The sequence below is a fragment of the Plantactinospora sp. WMMC1484 genome, assembly GCF_049315195.1.
Taxonomy (GTDB): domain Bacteria; phylum Actinomycetota; class Actinomycetes; order Mycobacteriales; family Micromonosporaceae; genus Plantactinospora.
On record NZ_CP186055.1, the window covers coordinates 4,071,016 to 4,096,135 of the forward strand.

A 25,120-nucleotide genomic window follows, 5' to 3' on the forward strand; every position below is an offset into this window, starting at 1 on the left:
GTCGGAGCGGCGTCACCGACCGTCGCTGCCGGTGTCGGGCGCGGGCCGTTCCGGCGGACGGGGCATGATGGACTGCGACAGGCGGTGCGTCGCCGCGGCCCGCCGCCCGATGAGATCGGCGGTGCCGGGCGGATCGCCCGAAGGACTCGGTGGAGGAGGAACGGTGGCTGAAAAGGTACGGACCGGGCGATGTGTCGTCGCCGTGGATGGCCCGTCCGGTTCGGGAAAGTCCACCGTCTCCCGGCGGCTGGCGAGCGCGCTCGGCGCCCGCTACCTCGACACCGGGGCCATGTACCGGGCCGTCACCTGGGCGGTGCTGCGCTCCGGGGTCGATCCGCAGGACGCCGAGGCGGTGGCCAAGGTCGCGGGGGAAACCGACCTGAAGATCGGGGTGGATCCGGAGGCGCCGAGCGTGACCGCCGACGGGATCGCCGTCGACCGCGAGATCAGGGGCCCGGAGGTGACGGCGGCGGTCTCCGCCGTGTCGGCCGTACCCGCGGTCCGGGAGCTGCTCGTCGGGCTACAGCGCGAGATGATCGACGCGGCCGGACGGATCGTCGTGGAGGGCCGGGACATCGGGTCGGTGGTGGCGCCGGATGCCGACCTCAAGGTCTTCCTGACCGCCTCGGCCGAGACGAGGGCGCGGCGGCGCAGCGCCGAGAACGCCGCCGACCTCGGTGCGACAGTGGCCGACCTGGCCCGACGCGACCGGCTCGACTCCACCCGGGCCGCCGACCCGCTGCGGCAGGCCCCGGACGCGGTGGTGCTGGACAGCACCGCGCTCGGCATCGACGAGGTCGTCGTCAGACTGCGTGAGCTGCTCACCGGAGAGCGGCCGGCCCGGTGACCGGGCGGATCGGCGGGATCGGTGAGTTGGTGAACCGGGGTCGTACCCGGTCGGGCGAGGAGGCGGCGTGAGCGCGGGGGACGGTTGGGTAGAGCTGCGGGAACCGGAGGCCGACGAGGAGGCCGGAACGACTGGCCCGGTGCCGGTGGTGGCGGTGGTCGGCCGTCCCAACGTGGGCAAGTCGACGCTGGTGAACCGGATCATCGGTCGCCGGCAGGCGGTGGTGGAGGACACGCCGGGAGTGACCCGGGACCGGGTCCCGTACGACGCGCAGTGGTCGGGGAGACAGTTCACGGTCGTCGACACCGGTGGCTGGGAACCGGACGCGAAGGACCGGGCCGCCGCCATCGCGGCCCAGGCGGAGAACGCGGTCGCCACCGCCGACGTGGTGCTCTTCGTGGTCGACGCCACGGTCGGCGCCACGGACATCGACGAGGCCGCGGTACGGATGCTGCGGCGCAGCGCCAAGCCGGTCATCCTGGTCGCCAACAAAGCAGACAACGCGGCCGTGGAGATCGAGGCCACCTCGCTCTGGTCGCTCGGCCTCGGCGAGCCCCGGCCGGTCTCCGCGCTGCACGGCCGGGGCTCCGGCGACCTGCTCGACGCCATCCTCGAGGCGCTGCCGGACGCGCCGCCGGTGACCGAGGCGGGGCCGCGAGGGCCGCGCCGGGTCGCGCTGGTCGGCCGCCCCAACGTCGGCAAGTCCAGCCTGCTCAACCGGCTGGCCCGGGAGGAGCGGGCGGTGGTCGACTCGGTCGCCGGCACGACGGTCGACCCGGTCGACAGCCTGGTGGAGGTCGGTGGGGAGGTCTGGCAGTTCGTCGACACCGCCGGGCTGCGCAAGCGGGTGGGCAGGGCCAGCGGTACGGAGTACTACGCCAGCCTGCGTACCGCCGCCGCGATCGAGGCGGCCGAGGTGGCGGTGGTGCTGCTCGACGCCAGTGAGCCGATCAGCGAGCAGGACCAGCGAATCCTGACCACGGTCACCGAGGCCGGTCGGGCCCTGGTGATCGCCTTCAACAAGTGGGACCTGGTCGATGCGGACCGGCGATACTACCTTGACAAGGAGATCGACCGGGAGCTGCGCCGGATTCCGTGGGCGATCCGGCTCAACGTGTCGGCGAAGACCGGCCGGGCGATGGAGAAGCTCGCGCCGGCACTGCGCACCGCGCTGGCGAGCTGGGAGACCCGGGTCCCGACCGGGCAGCTCAACCAGTGGCTCACCGCGCTGGTACAGGCGACTCCGCACCCGGTGCGGGGCGGCCGGGCGCCCCGGGTGCTCTTCGCCACCCAGGCGGGTGTTTGCCCGCCCCGCTTCGTGCTTTTCACCACCGGCCCGCTGGACGCCGGCTACCAGCGCTTCGTCGAGCGCAAGCTCCGCGAGGAGTTCGGCTTCACGGGCAGTCCGGTGGAGGTCTCGGTACGTCCCCGTAAGAAGGTCGGTGCCGGCGGGCGGGGCAAGCCGCACGGCTGAACGTCCGGCCGGAAGCAGCCAGCCACCGCCGTCGGAGCCCGTACCCGTCGTCCACGTCACGCCGTGCCGGTCTCTTGACCTATCTTCCTAGGATGCGCTGAGCGGATGTGGGCCAGGCCACCAGGGGTAGCGGCTGACCACGCGCAACAGGGAAGGGACGGCAGGGCGGTGCGCGGACGAAGACGCCCTGCGCTACGCTGTACCGGCTGTCGCACGGTGAGCCGGGCGGAAGCAGCGGGACGTGGCGCAGTTTGGTAGCGCACTTGACTGGGGGTCAAGGGGTCGTCGGTTCGAATCCGGCCGTCCCGACGCAGGTAGAAGGGCATTTTCCGCGATCATGCGGCCTCCCCTTTGGGGACCGCCAGGTGCGGGGTCGGCGCCGCCCCAGCGACCGTGATTGACACCCGGTTCGGATGCAGGTAGCGCTGTCGTGGTCAGCGACCCATGACCCGCGGCCTTCTTTCGTCACTACACGCTGCAGGAACGGCTGAACCTGATGCTGGTCAACCCCCGCCCACCTGCGGGGTATCCGTGCTTGCAAGACCGACCCGTCGGACGCGACGTTCCTGGCCAGGGCCGGGGCGTCCGGGATGGTCCTCGGCTCCCTCGTCCCTGACCGTCGGATGCGCGAACTGCGTGACCTGACCCGCCGCCGCAGCGAACTGACCGTGACCGTGGGCAGGAGATCCAGCAGTTGGAGAAGGAAAAGGAACCGCAGGACACCGGGGATGGAGCTGACCAGTGTCATCACCAATGTGGTCGGCACGACCGGACGGGCCATCAGCGATGCGCTCATCGCCGGCGAACGCGATCCACAGGTGCTGGCCGGAGTCGCTGTCGGCCGGGCGAGGAAGAAAACCACCGACCTCGTCGGGATCGTCGACCTGGTCGCCGGCCACGACGGCATCAGCAACCTCGACTCCCTGCCCGGTGTGGGCCGCCGGGCCGCGGAGGTGGTCCTCGCCGAGACCGGCGGCGACATGACCAGGTTCGCCGCCCCGAAAGCGCCATGGAACGGATGATCCGCGAGGCCGACACTCTCGGGCTGACCGTCAGCTTCGACCCGCTTCCACAAGTCGGCTGACCCGAACAGGCCCTCGCAAGTCACCGAGATTTTCGTGTCAGACCCCTGCCGTATCAGTGGTTAGCTGGAAGCATGATCAGTTCTCTATCACTGGGCACATGGCCGACCCCGATCGACGAAGCGCCTCGTCTCGCGGCGCGTGCGGGACTGGCGAGACTATGGATTAAGCGGGACGACCTGGTCGGACTTGGCGGTGGTGGCAACAAGGTGCGCAAGCTGGAAATCACATGTGCTGAGGCGATAGCAGCGGGGGCCAGCACGCTGGTGACCACGGGTGCGCCGCAGAGCAACCACGCCCGGCTCACCGCGGCGGCCGCCGCGCGCCTGGGGATGCGGTGCGTACTGGTGCTCGTAGGTGGGGAGAATGAGCGGCCGGGTGGCAACCTGCTGCTCGACGACTATGCGGGTGCAGAGATTGTCTGGGCAGGAGACCGACCAACCGACGATGTGGCTGCCGAGGTCGACGGGTACCTAATTCCATTCGGCGGTACGTCGGCGACCTCAGTCCAAGGCTACGAAAGGTGTGGACGTGAACTTTTGGAGCAGGTCGCGGACTTTGACGCGGTAGTCGTCGCGCTCGGTTCCGGGGGGACGATGGCGGGGTTGGTGCGGGAGCTCGGGCCGCAACGGGTTGTCGGCGTGGACACCGGCGTGTTGTCGGAGCCGCGCGCGACCGTGGCTGCGCTGGTCGGCGCCGAGATCGACCCGGCATTGCTGCGGATCGACCGGTCGCGGGTGGGTCAGGGCTACGGCTACTACACGCGCGCCGCACGGAATGCAGTGGCGGTGGCCGCACGTACTGAGGGTATCTTCCTTGACCCAACTTATACGGGCCGGGCGATGGCTGCACTGTTGGCTGGCGGCATCGGGCAGAACCTGGTCTTCCTGCACTCGGGTGGGCTGCCGGGACTGTTCAGCCCGCCGCCGTCCGAGCACGCTGCCGACGTAGCATCCGGGCATCCGTGACGCCGGCTGCGCGGGTGGCCCTGCCCGGGTGACGAGCAGTACATGAACCGGGTTGGGCCTGGACCGAGCGACCGTGACCTAGCCGGGGGCGTCGGCTGCGGCTGGGTCTCTGAATACGACTGCAGTCCCGGTCCCAATGGCCGCATCGTTGGCCTTGGCGTCCTTTGCCCGGAGCGCGACCACGAGCGTCCTGGTTGGTGCCGGGTCGTCTCCGGTCACGGACAGGACGACTGCGTCGAGACGGGCCAGCACCCGTTGGCCGCGTATCAGCGTCAGCTGGATCCGGTTGCCGGGTTGGAGTGCGCCACCGAGGACGGCCGCGGGCGATACCTCGAAGCCATGCACTGTGAGGTTGTCACCGAGCACCGAGGCCACGTCCGGCGCGATGTCGCCCCGTCGTAGTGGCTGACCACCGGCGATCGGTTTGAGGCTCAGGCGTCCCTGCACTGGCAGGGCTGCGTACGTCTCCGTCTCATCCGCCTCCCGGGTGCTCAGCGTGACGTCATCCGGGGTGATGAGGTGATACGCCGGTAGGTCACGGGTGGCGACGAGGACCGCTACCGTATCGGGCCGCTGGACGGTGAGGTAGATCGCGGCAACGACGCCAGCTATGGCGAGCACGGCCAGATACCGCGAGAGCGGCCCGGCCCGACGGAAGGAGCGGTCGGGTGCACCGCTCCGGGTAGCCTTGCGCGGTTGAGGGGCCCGCGGTGGCGACGTAGCGGGCGGCGGCTCGGCAACTGGGTCGACATCGACAATGCGGCCGCCAACCGGGAAGGGGGTTGGTTCCTGTCCGACCGGTTTCCCGCGGCCGCTCGGCTCGGTGGCGTCAGCGTTCGAGGTCGCCGGACGTTCGTTCGGGGACACCGCGCGACCCTAATCGGGGCCAGGGATTCACCGGCTCCGCCACGCCGCGTTCGTAAGACCATCGGGGCGGGATGCCGCGGCCCACGAAGGCGCCGAGTTCGCGCCACCGGCTGCGCTCATCGGCGTAGTCGGCGGGCGTGGGGAGCCGGAGCTGCTCAAGCAGTGTGAACCGGTGGGTGTCGAACAAGGCCCGCAAATGCTCGCCATACTCGGACGCTGCCGCGATGCCGGACAGATAGGCGGCGTAGGCGCCGACGGCGGCGACGGCGAAACACCCTAGGGCGACGATCGCCGAACTCCCGGCCAGCATGGCAATGCCTGGTGAGAGCACTCCAGAACAGACAAACCACAACGACAGGACGAGTAGAAACTCAAGGGTGGCCCGCGAATCCTCCACATCCTGCACGGACTCGCGCGGCAGGACTTGGAGCAGACGTGGCCAAACCAGGATCAGGTCCGCGTCATACAGCGGTTGAAAGTCTGGGGTCTGTTTCGGTCATGGTGGTTCCGGTTCCAGGCTGAGTCCGGTCTGGGCGAGGAAGCCGGGGATCAGGTCGGGTCGGTACTGGATGCGCTTGAGTCGGTTGCGGATGATCGCGGCGAGGTGGTCCACGCCGTCGACGGCGAGGTTGCCGAGGCTGGACTTCATCGTTGACCACAGGCCCTCGACGGGGTTGAGGTCGGGTGCGTACGCGGGTAGTTGGACCACGGTCAGCCACCGGTGGCGGGCGGCGATGAGCTGGCGCATCGCGGTGCTGGTGTGGGTGTTGACTCCGTCCCAGATCAGGATGATCGGGGCGTGGAGCCGGTGGTGCGCGGCGGTGATCAGGGTGGCGTAGTCGTCCTCGGACAGGCTGCGGCGCTCGCCGGTACGGTTGCGGTGGACGCGCAGGCGGTAGAAGACGTGGCCGCGCTGGCCGGGTTTGTAGGCGATCAGTCCGGCGATCGAGATTCGGCCTGAGCCCTTGCCCGATACCCGCACGGTGGGTGTGTGGCCCGTGCGGGCCCAGGTTCGGGCCCTGGACGGGCGCAGGGTCTGTCCGGCCTCGTCTTCGAAGACGATCCACGCCCTGGTCGCCGCCGCTAGCCTCGTACCTTGGCCCAGGTCGTGGCCCGCCAGTCGGCGATCGCGTCCTCATCGCGCTGGACGGCTCGGTGTGTGGGTACCTGAGGGGTGTAGCCCATGCGGTGCAGCAGGTAGGACACGCCGCGCAGGGTGTAGGAGACGTGGAACAGTCGGCCGATCAGGGTGGCGACCCGGGCCAGGGTCCAGCGTTGGTCCTCGATCCAGCCGTGTGCGGCCGGGCCGAGGTCCAACTCCGCTCGTAGCCGCAGTAGCTGGTCCGGTGAGAGCCGGGAGACGTTTCCACCCGGGCCGGTCGAGGCCAGGGCGGTCATCCCACCCGCACGCCAGCGGCGTCGCCACTGGTAGATCGACTTCGTCGACACCCGTAGCCGGGCCGCGACCTGCGCCGCCGGCACATCGACGGCGAACATCCGCGCGGCCTGCATCCGTACCTGCTCCCGCTTGGCCCGTCCGGCAGCGGACAGGCCACCACTATCGGCGTACCTCACACCCCAGGTATAGATCAACACCGACCGGTCGTCCATAGTGGTTGATCACAGGCGATCGACCGAGCCAGACCCCAGCCATTCAACCGCTGTAGCGGTACAACGGGTACCGCTCCGCCGCTCGGATCACGTTGCCCAGCCGCGTCGGCAGGACTTCGGTGCTCGCCGGGTATTCAAGATACCAGGCGTACCACTCGTCACGATCCGCCTCCAGCGCGGCGCTACGCGCCCGGTGCCAGCGTTTACCCACCTCGTCGAGCATCGGCCATCGGGCCAGCGGGTACCCCTCGAACAACCGGATGATGTTCCGCCATTGGCTGGCCACGATCACCGCCAAGAACCAGCAGAGCGTGAAGTACCCGGCAACGACCAACGTCTTGGTGGCCAACGGGAGCGGGTTGAAGGTCGCGATCAGGTGATCGAGTCGGCGTTCCTGCATCAGAGATGGGAGCGCGGCGGAGGGCAACAGGATCAGAACTGGTAGGAAGGCGTTTGTAAGGAACCGCCGCTCCAGGACGGACGTGGCTCGGTCGAGGAAGCTGTCGATCATGGGATGTGGAGGCTTCTGATACGGATCCGATGCGGAGCCTCATCTCGCGCGGAACAGCCCGCCGGATAGCGATCAAACCAGCCCTTCCAGCAGCCCTCAACGCACTCCACCAACGCCTTCACCGCCACCGGGCGGCCGTGCGTCGTATCCTTCTCGCACGTCAAACGCAGGCGGTCGGTGACCTCGTGCCATCCACAAACCGGACACGCCACGACAATGCGAGGGCCCGAGACGGGTTCGCCCGGATCGCCGGCGAGGCGGACACTGCCCGGGGCCATCGGACCTCTCTCCTGAACAGGTGCGTGCTGACCCAGGAGGAGCCTGGAGGAGCGTCTACGCTACGTCAAGACATCTGTTGGTCACCCGTCACAGGCTCCGATGGCGGCGGCCGAGGCCTCATGCTGCGCCATGCGCCCTGAATCTGCTCATGGAACTTTCGCGATCCGTGACGCGAGCATTGGTCGCGCTTGGGTACGCGGCCCGTTTCGACCTACGGCCCGGGGTGGAGCAGTTCGTGGCGGTGCCGCGCGACTTCGGCATCTGGCCCAGGGGCTGCATCTGGAGCTCACATCCGGCCGGTCCTCGGGGGTGTCGACGACACGCGGGTCGCTGACGGGGGAGAGCGGGCCGGCACACTCCGGCCACCGGCGCACCGGCCGGGCGGGACATCGTCGTGACGCCCACCCGGCCGGCGCCGCTACCTCACGCGGGGCGGTTCGCCGGCGTGGACGCGGGCGGTCGCGCCGTCACGGGGTCCATCGGATGTTCGGGTTGAGCCGTCCGTTCCAGTCGAAGGTGGCCATGTGGTCCCAGCCGTTCCCGCTGCCGCTGATGTTGGCCGGGTCCCAACCGTTGCCGGGGACGGCGTACCAGGTCGGCTCCCAGTAGAAGACGCCGATCGCGCCTGCGTCGCGGGCGGTGTTCTGCACGTGGGTGAAGTGGGTCGCCTGGCCCTGGAAGGTCAGCGGATAGCCGGAGCAGCTGGAGGCGCCGTGGTTGCTGGTGCTGTCGGCGTTGCCGGAGGTGAACGGGTACGCGGTCTCGGCGATGACTACCGGCTTGCCGTACCGGCTCCGCATGTCGGTGATCACGTTGTAGAGGTTGCTCATCGAGCCGTGCCACATGCAGTAGTACGACAGGGCGGTGATGTCCCACTGCACGCCCTGCCCGCGGATTCCGTCGTAGAACCAGCGTGCGTTGGCCAGGCTGTCGGCGTGCGCCGTGTGGATGATCACCTGGGTGCCGCTGTTGCATGCCTTCGTCGCGTTGTAGCCGGCCTTCAGCAACAACCCGAGGTTGTAGAAGTTGTTGTTGGTCACCCGGCCGTCGTTCCACAGCATGCCGCTGTTGATCTCGTTGCCGATCTGCACGCTGTCCGGCGTGGTGCCCTGGGCTCGCAGGCTGTTGCAGACGTCGTAGGTGTAGTTGTAGACATCCGTGGTGAGCTGGTTGATGCCGTGGCTGGCCCAGGCCGCCGGCTTGGTCTGCTGGCCCGGGTCCGCCCAACTGTCCGAGTAGTGGAAGTCGATCATCAGCTTGAGGCCCTTGGCCTTCACTGTCCGGGCGTACTGCAGGACCTTGTCCCGGTTGTTGTAGCCGCTGCGGGGGTTGTTCCAGATCCGAAGCCGGACGTAGTTGACGCCGACGCCGCGGAGGATGTCGAGCGCGTCCCGTTGGGTGCCGTTCGCGTCGTAGTACCTGGCGCCGAGGTCGTTGGCGCGCTGCAGGGTGGAGACGTCGGCGCCCAGCATGGTCATGGGGGCGGCGGAGGCGGGTGCGGCGACGGTGAGCAGCGTCGCGGGCACGGCCACGGCCGCCAGCATCAGGGCGATTCGCCGCTTCCACTGGTGGTGGACGGTCATTGCCAATCTCCTCGATCCTCGTCCGCCGATCGGCCCGGTGCCCCTTCGATCGATGGACATGACATAGATGGGGCTGGGAGCGCTCACAGTAGTATCTTCAGAGATGGATGTAAATACCTTGTGTCTGCTGTGGCGACCTGCGTAATCAAGGCTGGCCCACGTCTGTGAGCGCTCCCAACTCCGCATCGGATGGGAGGTCCTGGTCGCTGCCGAAGGCGACGGGCGCGGCATGTCCGGCGGTGAGAAGTCGTCGTCCCTGGGAGGAACGCCGCCGATACCGGCGAGCATCGGGCTGCTCGCGCATCGGGCTGCTCGCGGCGAACACGCTGGTGCTGGCGCCCGTCGCGGTGTCGTGTTCTCCTGCCCGGGGTCGATGACGACTCGGTCGGACTCGTCGATCAGTTTCAGCGAGCGACGTAGCCGCCGTCCACGCTGAGGATCGTGCCGGTGATGCCCGCAGACTCGGGTGAGGCCAGGAAGACGATGGCTCGGGCCACCTCGTCGGGTGTCGACATGCGGCCGATCGGATGGTTGCCCAACGTCACGGCCAGGCTCGCCGCGGGATCCGGGTCGGCCGCCCTGGCCTCGGCGGTGAAGTCGGTGTCGACCGCGCCGGGCGCGACGGCGTTGACCCGTACGCCACGCCCGGCGCACTCGATGGCGAGTTGCCGGGTCAGCTGGACGATCGCACCCTTGGTCATCGCGTAGGCGCTCTGGTTCGGCACGCCGACCAGTCCCGAGATCGAGGCGGTGTTGACGATGCAGCCGCCGGTCTCGACCAGGTGCGGCAGGGCCGCGCGGGCGAACCTGAACGCCGAGCGTACGTTCACCGCGAAGAGGGCGTCGAAGTCGTCGTCTGTGGTGTCGAGGATGGGGCGGCGCAGGAACCGTCCGGCGTTGTTGACCAGCAGGTCCAGCCGGCCGAACTCGACCGCCGCCCGACCGACCACGTCGTCCGGTGCCGCCTCGGCGGTGATGTCGGCGGTCATCGGCACCACCCGGCCCGCCTCGGCGAGGTCGGCCACTGCCGGCGCGACGTCGACCGCTACGACCCGGTAGCCCGCGGCCCGCAGCCTGGTCACGACGCTGCGGCCGATGCCTCCGGCCGCCCCGGTCACGACGGCGGTCAGATCCATGGCGCCCCTCCTCGATATATCGTACGACGATCATACAGTTTTGCCCGACTGACCGGTTCCCGCAAGCCTTCTGTTTTCATGAAGGCTCAAGTGCTCTGCACAGGGCTGTTGCAGATTTTGTATGACAATCATATAGTCGGACCGGCGATCGTCCGTCGACGTTGCCGCCCAGTCCGTGCCCGTCCCGTCCCCGAGGAGCAGGTATGTCACACGGTTGGCCCGCATCGCCCGGAGCAGCCACTCCGCCGGGGCCGGCCGGCGAGACCGTCGCGGTGCACTGATGCCCGGCATCGACCGCTACCAGGTGACCATCGTCAAGTACGGCACCCGGCAGACCGTACGCAGCGACGTCTACCTCAACCACCACGTCTACGGCGAACCCGACGGCCCGATCGGGATGGACTACTTCTTCTGGCTCGTCCGCAACGCGGACCGCACCATCGTGGTGGACACCGGCTTCTCGGCGGCCGGCGGCGCCCGGCGCAACCGCACCACCATGATCGCCCCGGGCAGCGCGTTCGACGCGCTCGGGGTGGACCGGGCCGCGGGGCCGCCGGTCGTCGTCACACACGCGCACTACGACCACATCGGCAACCTGGCACTTTTTCCCACGTCGCCGCTGGTCGTCGCCGCCGCCGAGTACGCCTTCTGGACGGGCCCGTACGCGGACCGGCCCCTGCTGCACCACTCGGTGGAGGACGCCGAACTCGGCCATCTGCGGCAGGCCGAGCGGGAGGGGCGGGTACGCACCTTCGCCGACGACGTCGAGATTGCTCCAGGCGTCCGGGTGATCCGGGTCGGCGGGCACACCCCCGGACAGAGCATCGTCACGGTGAACACCTCCGAAGGCACCGTGCTGCTCGCCTCCGACGCGGTGCACTACTACGAGGAGTACGAGCGGGCCATGCCGTTCTCCCAGGTGGCCTGCCTCGTCGACATGTACGCCGGCTTCGAGCGGATCCGGGGGATGCTCCAGACCGGCGAGGTGCGCCACCTGGTCTCCGGCCACGACCCGGAGACGCTCGCCCGGTTCACCCCGGTCTCCGGGGCGCTGGCCGGTCTCGCGGCCACGATCGGCGAGGAGTGCTGACGGATCGGACAGGGGCAGCGGGCGGAAACGCCGGCAGCGGCGACGGATCCGCGGGGATGGCGGGCGGGAACGGCGGCAGCGGCGACGGATCCGCGGGATGGCGGACGGGGATCCGCGGGATGGCGGACGGATCGCCGGAGGCCTGGCGGGAGCGGCACCCGGCGGACCACCGAGTGAGGGATGGAGAGCAGTGATGAGGATCGGCTTCGCGGGACTCGGCAACATGGGCGGCCGGATGTCCGCCTGCATCGTGCGCGCCGGCCGGGAGGTGCTCGGCTACGACGTGCGCGCCGACAACGTCGCCGCGGCCGGGGCGAAGGCCACGGGATCGGTAGCCGAGCTGACCGACGGCAGCGACATCCTGCTGCTGTCGCTGCCGGACAGCACCGTCGTCGAGGCGGTGGTCCTCGGCGACGGCGGTGTGCTCGCCCACGCCCGCCCCGGCCAGATCGTGGTCGACCTCTCCACCGCCGCACCGGACTCGAGCGCGCGCATCCACCGGCTGCTCGCCGAGCGGGGAGCGGCGTACCTCGACGCCGGCATCTCCGGCGGGGCCGCCGCCGCCGAGCAGGGGACGCTGACCCTGATGGTCGGCGGTGAGCCCGACCCGCTCGACCGGGCCCGCCCGGTCCTGGAGCTCTTCGCCGCGAAGATCTTCCACTGCGGGCCCAGCGGAGCCGGGCACACGGTGAAGCTGCTGAACAACTTCCTCAACGCGATCACCCTGTCGGCCACCGCCGAGGTGATGGTCGCCGGCAGGAAGGCCGGTCTCGATCTGGAGACGTTGCTCGCCGTGCTCAACGCCAGCTCCGGGGTCAACTTCGCCACCCTGAACCGCTTCCCGAAGATCATCCATGGCGACTACCTGCAGGGTGGGCTCACCAACACCCTGATGCTCAAGGACGTGAACCTCTACGTCGAGCTCGCCGCCCGGCTCGGCGTGGTCAGCCCCAACTCGGCCGGTCCGCTCGCGAGCTTCGGCCTGGCCCGCGCGCTGGGCTACGCCGACGAGATCAGCAACACCGTGGTCGACGCCATCGGAGACCTCTCCGGAGGTGTCCGGCTGCACACCGGGGAGGAGCCTGTCGCGTGACGATCATCGACGGGCGGCGGGCGGTGTACGGGTGGCGCAGAGTGGAAGGACGGGAGAGATGACCGAGACGGTCGCGTTCGTCGGGCTCGGCAACATGGGCGGCCCGATGTCGGCCCGGCTGGTCCGGGCCGGCTACCAGGTGCGGGGCTTCGACCCGGCGGAGCCGGCCCGGCAGGCGCTTGCCGGCGCCGGTGGGACGGCCGCCCCGGATCTGGCCGGCGCTGTCCGGGGTGCCTCGGTGATCGTGCTGATGCTGCCCAACTCCGACGTCGTCGATGCCACCCTGCACGACGGCGGCTTCGTGGCGGAGCCGGGGGCGACCGTCGTCGACATGAGCTCGTCGGAGCCGATGCGCACCCGGGCGCTCGCCGCCGAGCTGGCGGAGCGGGGCGTCACCCTGGTGGACGCCCCGGTCTCCGGCGGCGTCTCCCGGGCGCGGAGCGGCGAGCTGACCATCATGACCGGCGGTGAGCCCGCCGACCTCGATCGGGTCGCGCCGATCCTGGCCCACCTCGGCACAGCCACCCGGGCCGGCGCGGTCGGCAGCGGGCACGCGGTCAAGGCGCTGAACAACCTGCTCTCCGCCACCCACCTGCTGGTCACCTGCGAGGCGATCCTCGCGGGGGAGCGGTTCGGCCTCGACCCGGAGACGATGCTTTCGATCTTCAACCGGTCCAGCGGCCGGAGCGGGTCGACCGAGAACAAGTGGCCCACCTTCATCCTGCCCGGCAGCTACGACTCGGGCTTCGGGCTGCGTCTGATGCTCAAGGACATGCGCATCGCCACCGGGCTCGCCGACCAGGTGGGCACCCCCGATCCGCTCGGGCACGCGGCGGCCGAACTCTGGGCGCGGGCGGCGGAGGCCCTCGACGCCACCGCGGACCACACCGAGATCGTCAACTGGTTGCGAAAGGACCCCGCACGATGAGCCTCACCCCACGGCAGGAAGAGATCAAGCAGGAGTTCATCCGGGTCCGTGGCACGTGGAGCGACACCTGGGAGGGCGTACTCCGGCTCGATCCCGAGTTCCTTCAGGCGTACCTGGACTTCTCGGCCGTGCCGTGGCGCAAGAACCACCTCGACGACAAGGTCAAGGAGTTCGTCTACATCGCGATCGACGCCAACGCCACCCACATGTACCTGCCGGGAGTACGCCAGCACATCCGGGCCGCCCTCAAACTCGGCGCCACCCCGCAGGAGATCATGGAGGTGCTCGAACTCTCCGCGACGCTCGGCATCCACGCGATGAACATCGGGGTGCCGATCCTGGTGGAGGTGCTCCGGGAGAAGGGGCTGCGCACCGGGCCGGCCCCGCTGACCGGGGAACAGGAGCGGCTCAAGGCCGAGTTCACCAGGACGCGCGGCTACTGGCACGCCTTCTGGGACGAGATGCTGGAGCTGGACCCGGAGATGTTCGCCGCGTACACGGAGTTCTCCTCGGTGCCCTGGCGCTCCGGCACCCTGGAGCCGAAGGTCAAGGAGTTCATCTACATCGCCTTCGACACGGCGGCCACGCACCTCTACGTCAAGGGCCTCAAGCTGCACATCGAGAACGCGATCGGCTACGGCGCCACCCCGCAGGAGATCCTGGAGGTCATGGAGATCGCCTCGGTGCTCGGCATCCACGGCGTGACCGCGGCCGCCCCGATCCTGCTCGAGGAGATGGCGCGGATCGGGACGACCGGGGAGTGACCTCCGGCGGCGCGCACCCGACGGTGCGCGCCGCCGGGCTCAGCCCAGCAGCAGCTGTCCCGCGTTGGTGCCGACCAGTTGCCGGATGTCCGACTCGGCGACGCCGGCGTCCAGCAGGCCACGGACGGCCCGGCGGTAGAGGGTCACCGGCAGCGGGTTGTTCTTCTGCCCCGAGTCGGAGGAGAGGACCGTCTGCCCGACACCCACCTCCTTGACGAAGGTCAGGAGCTCGTCGAGGTCCCGCCGGCGTTCCGGCCGGCCGAAGTACATGACGATGCAGTGCTCGATGTGTACGCCCTGCCGCGCCCAGGCCACCGCCTGGTCCACCGAGGCGCCGACGACGAAGCAGGGGTGGTTGACCACGATCCGCCGGACACCCGCCTCCAGCGCGGCGTCGATCAACCGCTGCGACTCCTCGACGCCCAGGTGACCGCAGGTCAGCACGGCGTCCTCGGCGGCGATCACCGAGAGGATGTCCCGGACCTCCGGCAGCACCGCACCCCGTTCGTCGAGGATCGAGATGATCTCGTTGGGGCGCAGCTCCACCTCTGGCGTGGGAAATCCGGTGTCGTGGTCTTCGTGGTGCCGGACATGCGCGGCGGAGGAGAGGGTGGGGAACCACACCATCCGGCCGCCCATCCGCAGCGCCAGCTCGACCGCGTACGGGTTGAGCCCGCCGACGGTCCGGTTGAGCGCGATCCCGCCGTACACCTCGGTCGACAGCTCCGCCAGGCCCGCCGTGCGCAGCGCCAGGATGTCGGTGACCATGCTGTGGTGGTGCGACTTGGCGACGATCGCCCGGAACCCCGCAGCGGCGGCGTCGCGCGCCGCGTCGAGGATGCTCATCCGCCGGGGGAACGGGCTCGGGCCGGGGTGCTGGTGCAGGTCGACCGCACCGACGAGGAGGGCGTCCGCCTCCTCGTCCGGCACCTTCCGGTCGGCGTCGGCGTCGGGGTCGAACGGGTAGTCGACTGAGATCATCTGTGCTTCCTTACGGTCGGACTCTGGTCGACGGTCGGAGTCTCACCCGACGGTCGGAGTTGATTCGGAGAACGGTCGGACTTCACTCGGAGAACGGTCGGACGTCACTCGGAGACCAGCACCTGGTCCGCGGGGCGCCAGTGGGCGACCACCCCGGCACCCGGCTCGACCGTCGCCGGCGCGCCGACGGGAAGCGCCGCACAGCCGACCGAGCCGTCGCCGAAGGCGAGCTCGATCCGGTAGTAGGTGCCGTAGAAGGAGACGTCGGTGACGGTCGCCGGTGCGGCGTTGCTGCCGGACGGCACCGACTCCTCGTCGGGGGCGAGCCGCATGCGTTCCGGGCGTACGACCAGCGCCCGCTCCTCACCACCCTGGCCCTGCTCCTCGACGGCCCACTTGCGGTCGTGCCACTCGTACACGTCCGCCGAACGGTGGCGGCCGGCGAAGACGGTGGACTCGCCGAGGAACCGCGCGACGAACTGCGTGGTGGGCCGGTGGTAGAGGTCGGCCGGGGTGCCGAGCGCGACGATCCGGCCGTGGTCGAAGATGGCGATCCGGTCCGAGAGCGTCATCGCCTCGTCCTGGTCGTGGGTGACGAAGACGAAGGTGAGCCCCAGCTCGTCGTGCAGCCGCTTGATCTCGCGCTGCAGCGACTGCCGGAGCTTGCGGTCCAGCGCGCTGAGCGGCTCGTCGAGCAGCAGCACGCTGGGGGAGAAGACCACGGCCCGGGCCAGCGCGACCCGCTGCTGCTGCCCACCGGAGAGCTCGTGCGGGCGGCGGTTCTCCATGCCGGCCAGGTCGACCAGCTCCAGCGCCCCGCCGACCAGCCGGGCCGTCTCGGCGGCGGGCACCTTCCGCTCCCGCAGCGGGAAGGCCACGTTCTGCGCCACCGTGAGGTGGGGGAAGAGGGCGTAGTTCTGGAAGACCATGCCGAAGTTGCGTTTGTGCGCCGGCATCCGGGTGATGTCGCGGCCGTTGAGCACGATCCGGCCCGAGGTCGGCTCGGTGAAGCCGACGATCATGTTGAGCGTGGTGGTCTTGCCGGAGCCGCTCGGTCCGAGCAGGGTGATGAACTCGCCCGGCTCGATGTCGAGGTCGACGTGGTCCACGGCGGGCCGCTCCCCGGCCCCGTACCGCTTGCAGAGGTCCACCAGCTCGACCCGGCCGCCGCTGGCGCCGATCGGCGGCGTCACCGAACTCGCCGGTGCCGCCGGTGCCGGCGGGGCGGTCGTGCTCGTCGGCGGGCCCGACGTCTGCTGCTTGATCGGAGATCTCACCGGTTACCTTTCCTTCCGCGTCGCGCACCGACGACCTGGGCGAGCAGGATGGGGACACTGACCAGGACGACCATCAGGCTCGACGCGGCGGAGATCGTCGGGTCGATCTGGACGGTGACGCTGTTGAACATCTGGACCGGGAGCGTGACCGCCCCGGGTGCCTGCAGGAACAGGGCGATGACCACCTCGTCCAGCGACGTCACGAAGGCGAGGACGGCGCCGGAGAGGATGCCGGGCAGGACGAGCGGGAAGGTCACCCGCCGGAACGCCGAGACCGGGCCCGCGCCGAGGCTCGCCGCCACGCCGCTGAGCCGGTGGTCCATCCCCTGCAACCGCGCGGTCACCGCGATCACCACGAAGGGCAGCGCCATCGCGGTGTGCGCCAGGATGATCCCGATGAGCGTGCCGTTCAGGCCCAGCCGCAGGAACGCGGAGAAGACCACCAGGGCGACGAGGATGTGCGGGACGATGATCGGCGAGAGCAGGAAGCCGTTGAGTACGCCCCGCCAGCGCGGGCCGAGCCGGGTCAGGCCGAACGCCGCGGTGGTGCCGAGCACGGTGGCGAAGATCGCGGTGTAGATGCCGACCTGGAGGCTGTTGAGGATCGCGGCGCTCCACTCCGGCGAGGTGAAGAGCTGCTGGTACCAGCGCCACGACCAGCCGTCGGGCGGGAACCGGAAGGTTTCCGCCGAGGAGAAGCTCATCGGGATGACCACGAGCGTCGGCGCGACCAGGATGATCGCGACGATCGTGGTGTGCACCCGGAGCCAGGGGCGTACCTCGGAGGAGCGCTCCCCACCCGCGCGGTGCCGGGTCGAGTGGCCGACGCCCGCGACCGTCGCGACGTTCTGCCCGGCCAGCCGGCGGCTGAGCCCGAGCACGACGAGCACGACGGCGAGCAGGAAGATGCCCATCGCGCCGGCCCCGCCGAAGTCGAGCAGTTCCTTGGTACGCACGTTGATCACCTGGGCGATCATCGCGCTGCGGGTGGAGCCGAGCAGGGCCGGCGTGACGTAGAAGCCCAGCGCCAGCACGAAGACCAGGGACATCCCGGCGACGACGCCCGGGGTGGAGAGCGGCAGGTAGACCCGGCGGAAGGCACGGGCCCGGGGCGCGCCGAGGCTCTGCCCGGCCGCCACCAGCCGCCCGTCGATCTGCTCCATCGCGCTGTACATCGGCAGCACGAGGAAGGGGAGCAGCACCTGGGTCATCGAGATGCCGACCGCCAGCGAGGTGCCGAGCAGGGCGACGTCGCCGAGCCCGAACGGGCGCAGGAGCTGCGCGATCGCGCCTCCGTCCTGCATCAGGACCAGCCAGGCGAAGTTGCGGGCCAGCATGCTCGTCCAGAACGGGACGAGCACGACTGTCACCAGTACGGCCCGCATGGTCGGCCCGACCAGGGTCATCGCGTACGCGTACGGGTAGGCCAGCAGCACCCCGACGACGGCGACCACCAGCGCGACGAGCAGGGTCCTGCCGAGTACCCGCAGGGTGTAGCCGTCGGTGAAGAGCGAGGCGTAGTTGCCCAGCCCGAGACTCGGCTCGGTGAAGCTGTCCAGGACGACGTTCGCCAGGGGCAGCACGAAGAGGAGCGCCAGGGCGACCAGCGACGGCAGGAGCAGCAGCCATCCGGTGGCGTGCGCCCGGCCGAGCCAGGCCGCCGGGCCGGGGCGCCCGACGGGCGCCCCGGCCGTGGCTGTCGGAGCCGACATGCTCAGCCGACCTTCCAGCTGGTCCACCGCTTGACCAGCGCGTCGGTGTTGTCGATCCACCACTGCTTGTCCTGCTCGACGGTGGTGCCCCGGTCCGGCAGGAAGGCGTTGAACTTCTTCTGCTGCTCGGTGTAGCCGACCGAGTCGAGGTCGACGTCGGGCCGGGCCGGCGCCGTGCCGGTCAGCTTGGCGTAGGCGACGGCCTGCTCGGGCTCGGTGACGAAGGCGAGCATCTCCTGGGCGAGCTGCTTGTTCGGGGTGCCCTTCGGGATCACCAGCGCGCCGATGTCGGTGGTGTTGAAGTCCCAGACCGGCACGAGATTGGCACCGCTCTGCGCCGAGACGATGGTCCGGGCGGTCACCGTCAGGACCATGCTGGCCTGCTTGTCCACCAGCATCTGCTGGATGGCGCCGTAGCTGGGGGCGAAGACCAGTGAGCTCTTGATCGTGTCGATCTTCTTGAGGGCCCGGTCGACGTCGATCGGGTAGACCTGCTCCGCCGGCACGCCGTCGGCGACCAGCGCGGCCTCCATCAGGCCGGCCTTGGGGTAGTCGTAGACGACCCGCTTGCCCGGGAAGCGCTGTACGTCGAAGAAGTCCTCGATTTTCGTCGGCTTCTCGCCGGGGTACATGTCGGCGTTGTAGCTGAAGATGTTGGCGTATCGGTAGGTGGGGACGAAGCAGTCGCCGGTGGTCCCCTCGGGGAACTTGCTGCGGTCGAGGGCCGGGTCGTCCAGCTTCTCGAACAGCTCGCCGCAGTAGGCTCCGGCGTAGATCCAGCTCATGTTCGCCAGATCCCAGATGGTCTTGCCGGAGCTCACCATCGCGCGCACCTGTGCCTGTTCGGCCGGGCTGACGTTGGTGAACGTCGTACCGGTCTTGGCGGTGAAGGGCTCCTGCAGGGCCTTCTTCTCGTCCTCCTGGAACTGGCCGCCGGTGCTGGCCCAGGTCAGGCTCTTCGTGCCCGAGTCGCCGGAACCACCGCCCACCCCGCAACCCGAGACCAGCAGGGCACCGACCGCTATCGTAGTGAAGAATAGGGATTTCTTCATATTTATCGCCTTTTCTAGTTAAGCGTCGTCCGCTGTCCACCCAACGATGTCCATCGGGGACGTCGACTCCGGTCGCTTCGTCCCGCCTACCTGCCCCGGCCCCCGCCGGAGTGCTCCGGGGTCAGTCGGCCCCGCCGTCGAGCGGATTCACCATCCGCCGACTGATCGTCACGGCGCCTGCCAACAGGGCGCGCGCCACCGGACTGTCGGTCTCCTCGGGCACGAACTGCGCGATGTCGACCACGGCCAGCGTCGCCACGACCTGGCCGCCCGGACCCCGCACCGGGGTCGCCACCGCGCTGACGCCGTCCCGGGGACTCTTCCGGACCGCGATGCCGGTCCGCCGGACCTCCGCCAGCTCCGCCTCGGTCGCGTTCACTGGCGGCGTCCCCCGGCGGAACCGGTAGTACGACTGCTCCCGGAAGGCCCAGAAGACCACGGTCTGGGCCGCGTTCGGCCCGAGCTGGCTGCCGACCGCGATCGAGACGTGTGCCGTACGGCTGCTGTCCTCCCGCACCTTCGCCACCACGGGGCAGGTGCCGTTCCAGACGCTGAGCACGACCGTGTGCCGGACGTGCGCGCTGATGTCCTCCATCACCGGACCGGCCAGGTCGACCACGCCGAGCCGGGACAGGGCCATCGTGCCCAACTCGGCGAGGAGGACGCCGAACTCGTAACGGTTGCGGTCGCGGCGTTGCAGGAGACCGTGGTTCTCCATCGACGCCAGGTAACGGTGGGCGGTGGACTTGCCGACGCCCAGCTCCTCGGCGGCGGACACCAGGTCGATGGTGTCGTTGGCCGTGAGCAGCCGGAGCAGTTGGGCGACCCGCGCGACGACCTGGAGGTCTCCGCTGGCGATCTCCATGCCGTACCTCCTTCGCTCGCCCGGTCTTGTCCCGCATTGCGGGGCATCCATCCGGCTATCCGGTACCGACGAATCTTGGTAACCCCTCCCGACGCATGTCAAGAGCCCAGAGAGATTTCCGCCCTACTTCCCGGAAGTTAAATCCGGGGGGATGCGCGACTGTGCCCACGCGTGGCATGATTGTATGATTGGCAGACAATCTATGAGGATGAATCGGAGGTCGACATGCGCGGACTTGCCGGGAAGGTCGCGGTGGTCACCGGCGCGGCCGGCGGCATCGGCGCGGCCACCGCGCGCCGCCTCGCCGAGGAGGGCGCACACGTCGTCGCGGTCGACACCGACGAGGCCGGCGCGCGCAAGGTCGCGGAGTCGCTTGCCACCGAGGGGAGCTGGGTGGTCGCCGACGTCTCGACCGAGGAGGGCGTGGCGGCGTACGTGCGGGCCGCCGCCGACCGGTTCGGCCGGCTCGACCTGCACCACCTCAACGCCGGCATACCCGGCTCGTTCGCCACGCTGCCCGAGCTGACCGTGGCCGAGTTCGACCGGGTTATGGCGGTGAACGTCCGCGGCGTCTTCCTCGGTGTCCGGGCGGCCTTCCGCCGGTTCGCCGCACAGGGCGGTGGCGGGAGCGTCGTGCTCACCGGCTCCATCGGCAGCCTGCGGGGCAGCGCGGACCTGTTGGCGTACCAGACGTCCAAGCACGCCGTGCTCGGCATCCTGCGCGGCGCGGCCATGTACGGCGGCCCACTCGGAGTACGCGTGAACGCGGTCGCGCCGGGCATCGTCCCCACCGATCTCTTCGCCGCGACGCCGGAGGTGGCCGGCGGCCGGGACGACATGTCCCGGCGAGCCAGCAGCACTCCGCTGCGCCGGGCCGGCACCGGCGACGAGATCGCCGGCGTGGTGGCCTTCCTGCTCAGCGACGACGCCGGCTACATGACCGGTGAGGTGGTCTCGGTCGACGGCGGCGCGAGCATCGTGAGCACCGTCCGGCCCTCCGGCGGCGCGGGCGCCTGGGACTTCGCCGCCTACGACCGCTCGCTCTACGGCGACGCCTGACAGCAATTGCCGACCAGCGATCTCCGGCCGGAGAACACTGCGGCCGGAGAACACTGCGGCCGGAGAACACTGCGGCCGGAGAACACTGCGGCCGGCGCGGTCGCGGCTCAGCCGACCGGCAGCGGCGCGGCCACGGCGATGTCGGTGTGCACGTCGACCACCACCGGACGCCCGGCGTGCAGCGCCCGGTCGAGGGCGCCCGCCAGGTCGCCCGGCCGGTCCACCCGGATACCGAGCGCACCCATCTGCTCGGCGATCCGGGCGAAGTCGACGTCGTGGTACGTCCACAGCTCCCGGGCCTGCTCGGTCGCCTGACCGCCGTACGCCCGGTCGAAGCCGCGCCTGCTCTGGTTGCCGCCATGGTTGTTGTTCACCACGGTGACCAGGTTGACCCTCCGCCGGACCGCGGTCTCGATCTCGCCGAGGTGGTAGTAGAGGCCGGCGTCGCCGGTGAAGACCACCACCGGCCGATCGGGCGCGGCGCACTTCGCACCCACCCCTGCGGAGAATGCCCAGCCCAGATGGCCGGCGCTGCGCAGGTAGCCCTGCTCCGCCGAGGTGGTGTCGTGGAACTGGGCCATCCACATCCCGGCGTGACCGGTGTCGACCACCAGGACGGCGTCGCCGGGCAGCCCGGCGGTCAGCTCGGCGCAGATGCGCTCCGGCCGGACCGGCACGGCGTCGCTGGTCAGCACCTCGCGGTAGCGGTCCCGCCACTCCGCCTTCAGTCGGTCCACCTCGGCCAGCCACGCCGTGCGGTCCGGCTGCGGCTGCCGGTCGGCCAGGGCCAGCATCCGGCCGAGCGCGGCCCGCGCGTCGGCGGCCACGGAGGCGCGCAGCGGGTAGTTGCGGCCGAGCTGCGACGGCTCCAGGTCGATCTGGACCGCCGGGGTGCCGATGGGAGGCACGGCCCAGAAGTGCGTGGTCATGCTCCCGGTCCCGGTGCCGACGAAGCAGACCAGGTCGGCGCGGGCGACCACCCGGTTGGCGCACTCCCGCGAGTACGTCCCGACGACCCCTGCCGAAAGCGGGTGGGTGCCCGGAATGGTGTCCTTGCCGTTCGCGGAGGTCGCCACCGGGATGCGCAGCGCCTCGGCCAGTGCCACCAGTTCGGCGCCGGCCCGGGAGGAGCGCACCCCGCCGCCGGCCACCAGGACCGGGCGGCGCGCCTCGGCGAGCAGCCGCAGCACCGCCGTCACGGCATCGTCGTCGGGGGCCGGGCGTATCGGCGGCACCCGGGCGAACTGCGGCTCCACGATCGGCTCGGCGTCGGTTTCCGCCGTGTCGAGCTGCCCCTCGTTGCCCTGCACCTGGAGGTGGACCGGCCCGGGTGCGCCGGTGGTGGCCACCCGGAACGCGTGTCGGAGCATGTCGGGGAAGCGGTCGGCGTCGTCGATCGTGCCGTTGAACTTCGTGACCGGCTCGAACGCGGGCAGGTCGTCGATCTCCTGGTAGACCCGGCGGAACTTGGTCGCCGGCGACCGGCCGCCGGTCAGGGCGACCACCGGGGATCCGGCCAGGAAGGGCTCGCGCAGGCCGGCGGCGAGGTTCAACGCCCCGACCACCTGCGCCGCGACGACGCCGGGACGCTGCGAGACCCGGGCGTAGCCGTCGGCCATGTAGGCGGCGGACTTCTCGCCGTGCGTCACCACCCGGGCGATGTGCGGGTGGTGCAGCTCCAGCTCGGCCATGGTGCGGCGGAGGATCGCGGGTACCGAGAAGACGTGTGTCACCCCGTAGCCGTCGAGCATGTCGGCGACGACCCGGGCTGCGGTCCGCCGGGTCACCCGGCCGTGATCCCGACCGGCGCGCCGTCGGCGGCGGCCGACTCCTGCCGCACCTCGTCGAGGACCCGCGCGGCCAGCCGGAACGACTCGAGGGCGGCGGGTGCGCCGCAGTACGCGGCGGTCTGCAGCAGCACCTCCTGGATCTCCGCCTCGGTGCAGCCGTTGCGCAGCGCGCCCCGGACGTGCACCGAGAACTCGTGCGGACGGTTCAGCGCGGTCAGCATCGCGAGGTTGAGCAGGCTGCGGGTGCGCCGGTCGAGCCCGGGACGGGACCAGACATCGCCCCAGCAGCTCGCCGTCACGTACTCCTGCACCAGCCGGGTGAAGTCGGTGGCCTGCTTCATCGACCGGTCCACGTGGGCGTCGCCGAGCACCTCACGCCGGACCTGGTTGCCGCGTTCGAGCCGGCTCTGGTCAGAGGTCATGTACCGCTCCTGTCTGAGGTCGATGAGGAGGCAAAGCGTACGACCATCATACAATTTTGCGGTGCGGGCGGAAGCGGTGGAAGTCGACGACCAGGGAAACCGGGGGTGGCGGCTAGCCGCCGTCCTGCTCGGAGAGAGCGGCGAGCCCGGCGCGGCCGGCCTCCTCGACGTGTCGGGCGCAGGCCGCCGCGGCGGCGTCGGCGTCGCCGGCCACCACCGCGTCGACGATCGCGTGCAGCTCGGCGACGCTGTGTTCGAGCCGGCCCGGCACCGAGAGCGACAGCGACCGCAGCACGCTCACCCGCGCGTGCAGGCTGCCGACCACCGAGCGCAGCGCGAGGTTGCCGCCGCCCTCGAAGAGCACGTCGTAGAAGGCGTCCTTCGCGGTCAGGATCGGCGCTCCCGACGCCGCCAGCCGGTCGACCCGGTCCAGCGCGCGGACCAGTGCCCTGCGCTGGGCGGCGCTGGCGTGCTCGACGAAGAGCCGGCCGGCAAGTGCCTCCAACACCGAGCGCACCTGGTAGAGCTGGCGCGCCTCCTCGGCGCTGACGCTCGTGACGATCGTGCCCTTGTTGGGGATCGCGGTGACCAGCCCCTCGGCGGCCAGCTCGCGCAGCGCCTCACGGACGCTGGTGCGGGAGACACCGGTGAGTTCCACCAGCTCACGCTCGATCAGGCGCTGCCCCGGCGCGAGCCGGCGGTCGAGGATCGCCTGGCGCAGGTTTTCCAGGACCTGCGAGCGGATGAGCGCCGGGGTGCGTTCCACGCGCAAGGTATTGGCTCGGGTCACCGTCGCCCTCCCTGGCCACGCTCGTCCGGCACGTCGTGCCTGACATCGTACCCACGGGGCAGGCCCGTGGGGCAGAGGCGTCCGCGACGGCGTACCGTTGTCTCAGATCGTATGACGATGCTACATTCTCGAAACCCAAAAACCCTTGTGAGGAGCGTTATGGCGCGGTTGGGTTTCGCTCGTCGGTTGGCCAGCGCCGACCGCTGCATGGTCGGCACCTGGGTCAAGATTCCGGCACTCGAGCCGATCGAGATCCTGGCCGACGCCGGGTTCGACTTCATCGTGATCGACCAGGAACACGCGCCACTCACCCTCGAGTTCGCCTACCAGGCGACGGTGGTGGCGCAGGGCGCCGGCATGTCGGTCCTGGTCCGCGTCCCCGACCGCAGCGGCAGCCACCTGCAGCGGCTGCTCGACGTCGGGGTGGACGGGATCCTGGTGCCCCGGGTCACCTCCGTGGCGGAGGCCGGGGCGGCGGTCCGGCAGATGCTCTTCGCCCCCGGCGGCGACCGGGGGCTCGGCACCACCTCCCGGGCCGGCCGGTGGGGCGGCACGCCCCGGGAGGAGTACCTGCGCTTCGGCAACGAGGAGGTGATGCGCGCGGTCCAGCTCGAGGAGCGGGCCGCGATCGAGGCGGTCGACGAGATTCTCGACGTGGCCGGGCTCAACGGCGTCTTCCTCGGCATGGGTGACCTGCAACTCTCCTCCGGCCTGCCGCAGTCGGACCCCGAGATCCAGAAACTGGTCGACCGGCTGCTCGCCGCCGCGCAGCAGCGCGGGGTGCCGGCCGGCACCGCCGTGCAGACCGCCGCCCAGGCACACGCGGCCGCCGAGCGCGGCTTCCGGTACGTGATGGTCAGCAACGACACCAGCCTGCTGAGGAGTGCCGCGGCGTCCGCCGTCGCCGACCTCCGCAGCCGATTCGCCTGAGGGAGGCCC

General features: G+C 70.2%; 25 protein-coding genes and 1 tRNA gene. 11 read left to right on the top strand and 15 right to left on the bottom strand.

Going from position 1 to position 25,120, the window contains the following annotated elements; genetic code table 11:
- Window positions 1-163: 163 nt before the first annotated feature.
- From cmk to ACN28C_RS17910, 5 genes are all read left to right on the top strand, one after another.
- Window positions 164-847: a (d)CMP kinase gene (cmk, locus tag ACN28C_RS17890; RefSeq protein WP_422768678.1), complete on the top strand. Its 684-nt coding sequence runs from the start codon at window positions 164-166 to the stop codon at window positions 845-847.
- Window positions 848-914: 67 nt separating this feature from the next.
- Window positions 915-2,321: a ribosome biogenesis GTPase Der gene (gene der, locus ACN28C_RS17895; protein ID WP_422768679.1), complete on the top strand. Its 1,407-nt coding sequence runs from the start codon at window positions 915-917 to the stop codon at window positions 2,319-2,321.
- Window positions 2,322-2,556: 235 nt separating this feature from the next.
- Window positions 2,557-2,630 (top strand) — tRNA-Pro (locus tag ACN28C_RS17900).
- Between the two features lie 419 nt (window positions 2,631-3,049).
- Window positions 3,050-3,343 carry a transposase gene (locus tag ACN28C_RS17905; protein WP_422768680.1) on the top strand — a complete coding sequence of 98 codons (294 nt, stop codon included), beginning with the start codon at window positions 3,050-3,052 and terminating at the stop codon, window positions 3,341-3,343.
- 134 nt (window positions 3,344-3,477) lie between these two features.
- On the top strand, window positions 3,478-4,371 hold the full coding sequence (locus ACN28C_RS17910; protein ID WP_422768681.1) for a pyridoxal-phosphate dependent enzyme: 894 nt from the start codon (window positions 3,478-3,480) through the stop codon (window positions 4,369-4,371).
- 78 nt (window positions 4,372-4,449) lie between these two features.
- Here ACN28C_RS17910 and ACN28C_RS17915 read toward each other — a convergent pair whose 3' ends face one another.
- The 7 genes from ACN28C_RS17915 to ACN28C_RS17945 form a co-directional block, all read right to left on the bottom strand.
- The gene (locus ACN28C_RS17915) at window positions 4,450-4,992 is read right to left on the bottom strand and encodes an SAF domain-containing protein (RefSeq protein ID WP_422768682.1); all 543 of its coding nucleotides are present in this window, start codon (window positions 4,990-4,992) and stop codon (window positions 4,450-4,452) included.
- 208 nt (window positions 4,993-5,200) lie between these two features.
- A complete protein-coding gene (locus tag ACN28C_RS17920) occupies window positions 5,201-5,644 on the bottom strand; it encodes a hypothetical protein (RefSeq protein ID WP_422768683.1) in 444 nt (147 codons plus the stop codon).
- Between the two features lie 90 nt (window positions 5,645-5,734).
- The gene (locus ACN28C_RS17925) at window positions 5,735-6,358 is read right to left on the bottom strand and encodes an IS630 family transposase (protein ID WP_422774727.1); all 624 of its coding nucleotides are present in this window, start codon (window positions 6,356-6,358) and stop codon (window positions 5,735-5,737) included.
- Window positions 6,322-6,813 (bottom strand): winged helix-turn-helix domain-containing protein, encoded by a 492-nt coding sequence (locus ACN28C_RS17930; RefSeq protein WP_422768684.1) that lies wholly within the window; start codon window positions 6,811-6,813, stop codon window positions 6,322-6,324. Before ACN28C_RS17930 ends, ACN28C_RS17925 begins: the two co-directional genes overlap by 37 nt.
- A 79-nt stretch (window positions 6,814-6,892) precedes the next feature.
- A complete protein-coding gene (locus tag ACN28C_RS17935) occupies window positions 6,893-7,360 on the bottom strand; it encodes a hypothetical protein (RefSeq protein WP_422768685.1) in 468 nt (155 codons plus the stop codon).
- 746 nt (window positions 7,361-8,106) lie between these two features.
- Window positions 8,107-9,222 (bottom strand): glycoside hydrolase family 53 protein, encoded by a 1,116-nt coding sequence (locus ACN28C_RS17940; protein ID WP_422768686.1) that lies wholly within the window; start codon window positions 9,220-9,222, stop codon window positions 8,107-8,109.
- Window positions 9,223-9,626: 404 nt separating this feature from the next.
- Window positions 9,627-10,358, bottom strand: a complete 732-nt coding sequence (locus tag ACN28C_RS17945; protein ID WP_422768687.1) for an SDR family NAD(P)-dependent oxidoreductase — start codon at window positions 10,356-10,358, stop codon at window positions 9,627-9,629.
- 280 nt (window positions 10,359-10,638) lie between these two features.
- Here ACN28C_RS17945 and ACN28C_RS17950 point away from each other — a divergent pair, with 280 nt between their 5' ends.
- The 4 genes from ACN28C_RS17950 to ACN28C_RS17965 all read left to right on the top strand — a co-directional run bounded on the left by ACN28C_RS17950 (window position 10,639) and on the right by ACN28C_RS17965 (window position 14,233).
- Window positions 10,639-11,448 (top strand): N-acyl homoserine lactonase family protein, encoded by an 810-nt coding sequence (locus ACN28C_RS17950; protein WP_422768688.1) that lies wholly within the window; start codon window positions 10,639-10,641, stop codon window positions 11,446-11,448.
- Window positions 11,449-11,641: 193 nt separating this feature from the next.
- On the top strand, window positions 11,642-12,541 hold the full coding sequence (locus tag ACN28C_RS17955) for an NAD(P)-dependent oxidoreductase (RefSeq protein WP_422768689.1): 900 nt from the start codon (window positions 11,642-11,644) through the stop codon (window positions 12,539-12,541).
- Window positions 12,542-12,599: 58 nt separating this feature from the next.
- Window positions 12,600-13,469: an NAD(P)-dependent oxidoreductase gene (locus ACN28C_RS17960; protein WP_422768690.1), complete on the top strand. Its 870-nt coding sequence runs from the start codon at window positions 12,600-12,602 to the stop codon at window positions 13,467-13,469.
- Window positions 13,466-14,233, top strand: coding sequence for a carboxymuconolactone decarboxylase family protein (locus ACN28C_RS17965; protein ID WP_422768691.1), 768 nt, complete (start codon window positions 13,466-13,468; stop codon window positions 14,231-14,233). The genes ACN28C_RS17960 and ACN28C_RS17965 overlap by 4 nt, the downstream gene beginning before the upstream one ends.
- Before the next feature lie 39 nt (window positions 14,234-14,272).
- On the opposite strand, the gene ACN28C_RS17970 is transcribed toward ACN28C_RS17965, so the two are convergent.
- The 5 genes from ACN28C_RS17970 to ACN28C_RS17990 form a co-directional block, all read right to left on the bottom strand.
- Window positions 14,273-15,214, bottom strand: coding sequence for a DUF6282 family protein (locus ACN28C_RS17970; RefSeq protein WP_422768692.1), 942 nt, complete (start codon window positions 15,212-15,214; stop codon window positions 14,273-14,275).
- 104 nt (window positions 15,215-15,318) lie between these two features.
- Entirely contained in the window at window positions 15,319-16,491 is a 1,173-nt protein-coding gene (locus tag ACN28C_RS17975; RefSeq protein WP_422768693.1) for an ABC transporter ATP-binding protein, read from the bottom strand.
- Complete coding sequence (locus ACN28C_RS17980; RefSeq protein ID WP_422768694.1) at window positions 16,488-18,203, bottom strand: ABC transporter permease subunit; 1,716 nt, start codon at window positions 18,201-18,203, stop codon at window positions 16,488-16,490. Before ACN28C_RS17980 ends, ACN28C_RS17975 begins: the two co-directional genes overlap by 4 nt.
- Before the next feature lie 2 nt (window positions 18,204-18,205).
- Window positions 18,206-19,255 carry an extracellular solute-binding protein gene (locus ACN28C_RS17985; RefSeq protein WP_422768695.1) on the bottom strand — a complete coding sequence of 350 codons (1,050 nt, stop codon included), beginning with the start codon at window positions 19,253-19,255 and terminating at the stop codon, window positions 18,206-18,208.
- 121 nt (window positions 19,256-19,376) lie between these two features.
- Entirely contained in the window at window positions 19,377-20,120 is a 744-nt protein-coding gene (locus ACN28C_RS17990; protein ID WP_421493705.1) for an IclR family transcriptional regulator, read from the bottom strand.
- A 225-nt stretch (window positions 20,121-20,345) separates the two neighbouring features.
- On the opposite strand from ACN28C_RS17990, the gene ACN28C_RS17995 reads away from it, so the two are divergent.
- A complete protein-coding gene (locus tag ACN28C_RS17995) occupies window positions 20,346-21,179 on the top strand; it encodes an SDR family NAD(P)-dependent oxidoreductase (RefSeq protein WP_422768696.1) in 834 nt (277 codons plus the stop codon).
- A 107-nt stretch (window positions 21,180-21,286) separates the two neighbouring features.
- On the opposite strand, the gene ACN28C_RS18000 is transcribed toward ACN28C_RS17995, so the two are convergent.
- From ACN28C_RS18000 to ACN28C_RS18010, 3 genes are all read right to left on the bottom strand, one after another.
- On the bottom strand, window positions 21,287-22,966 hold the full coding sequence (locus ACN28C_RS18000) for a thiamine pyrophosphate-binding protein (RefSeq protein ID WP_422768697.1): 1,680 nt from the start codon (window positions 22,964-22,966) through the stop codon (window positions 21,287-21,289).
- The gene (locus ACN28C_RS18005; RefSeq protein ID WP_422768698.1) at window positions 22,963-23,391 is read right to left on the bottom strand and encodes a carboxymuconolactone decarboxylase family protein; all 429 of its coding nucleotides are present in this window, start codon (window positions 23,389-23,391) and stop codon (window positions 22,963-22,965) included. The genes ACN28C_RS18000 and ACN28C_RS18005 overlap by 4 nt, the downstream gene beginning before the upstream one ends.
- 112 nt (window positions 23,392-23,503) lie before the next feature.
- On the bottom strand, window positions 23,504-24,157 hold the full coding sequence (locus tag ACN28C_RS18010) for a GntR family transcriptional regulator (RefSeq protein ID WP_422768699.1): 654 nt from the start codon (window positions 24,155-24,157) through the stop codon (window positions 23,504-23,506).
- A 210-nt stretch (window positions 24,158-24,367) separates the two neighbouring features.
- On the opposite strand from ACN28C_RS18010, the gene ACN28C_RS18015 reads away from it, so the two are divergent.
- Window positions 24,368-25,111, top strand: a complete 744-nt coding sequence (locus tag ACN28C_RS18015) for an HpcH/HpaI aldolase family protein (RefSeq protein ID WP_422768700.1) — start codon at window positions 24,368-24,370, stop codon at window positions 25,109-25,111.
- Window positions 25,112-25,120 lie beyond the last annotated feature (9 nt).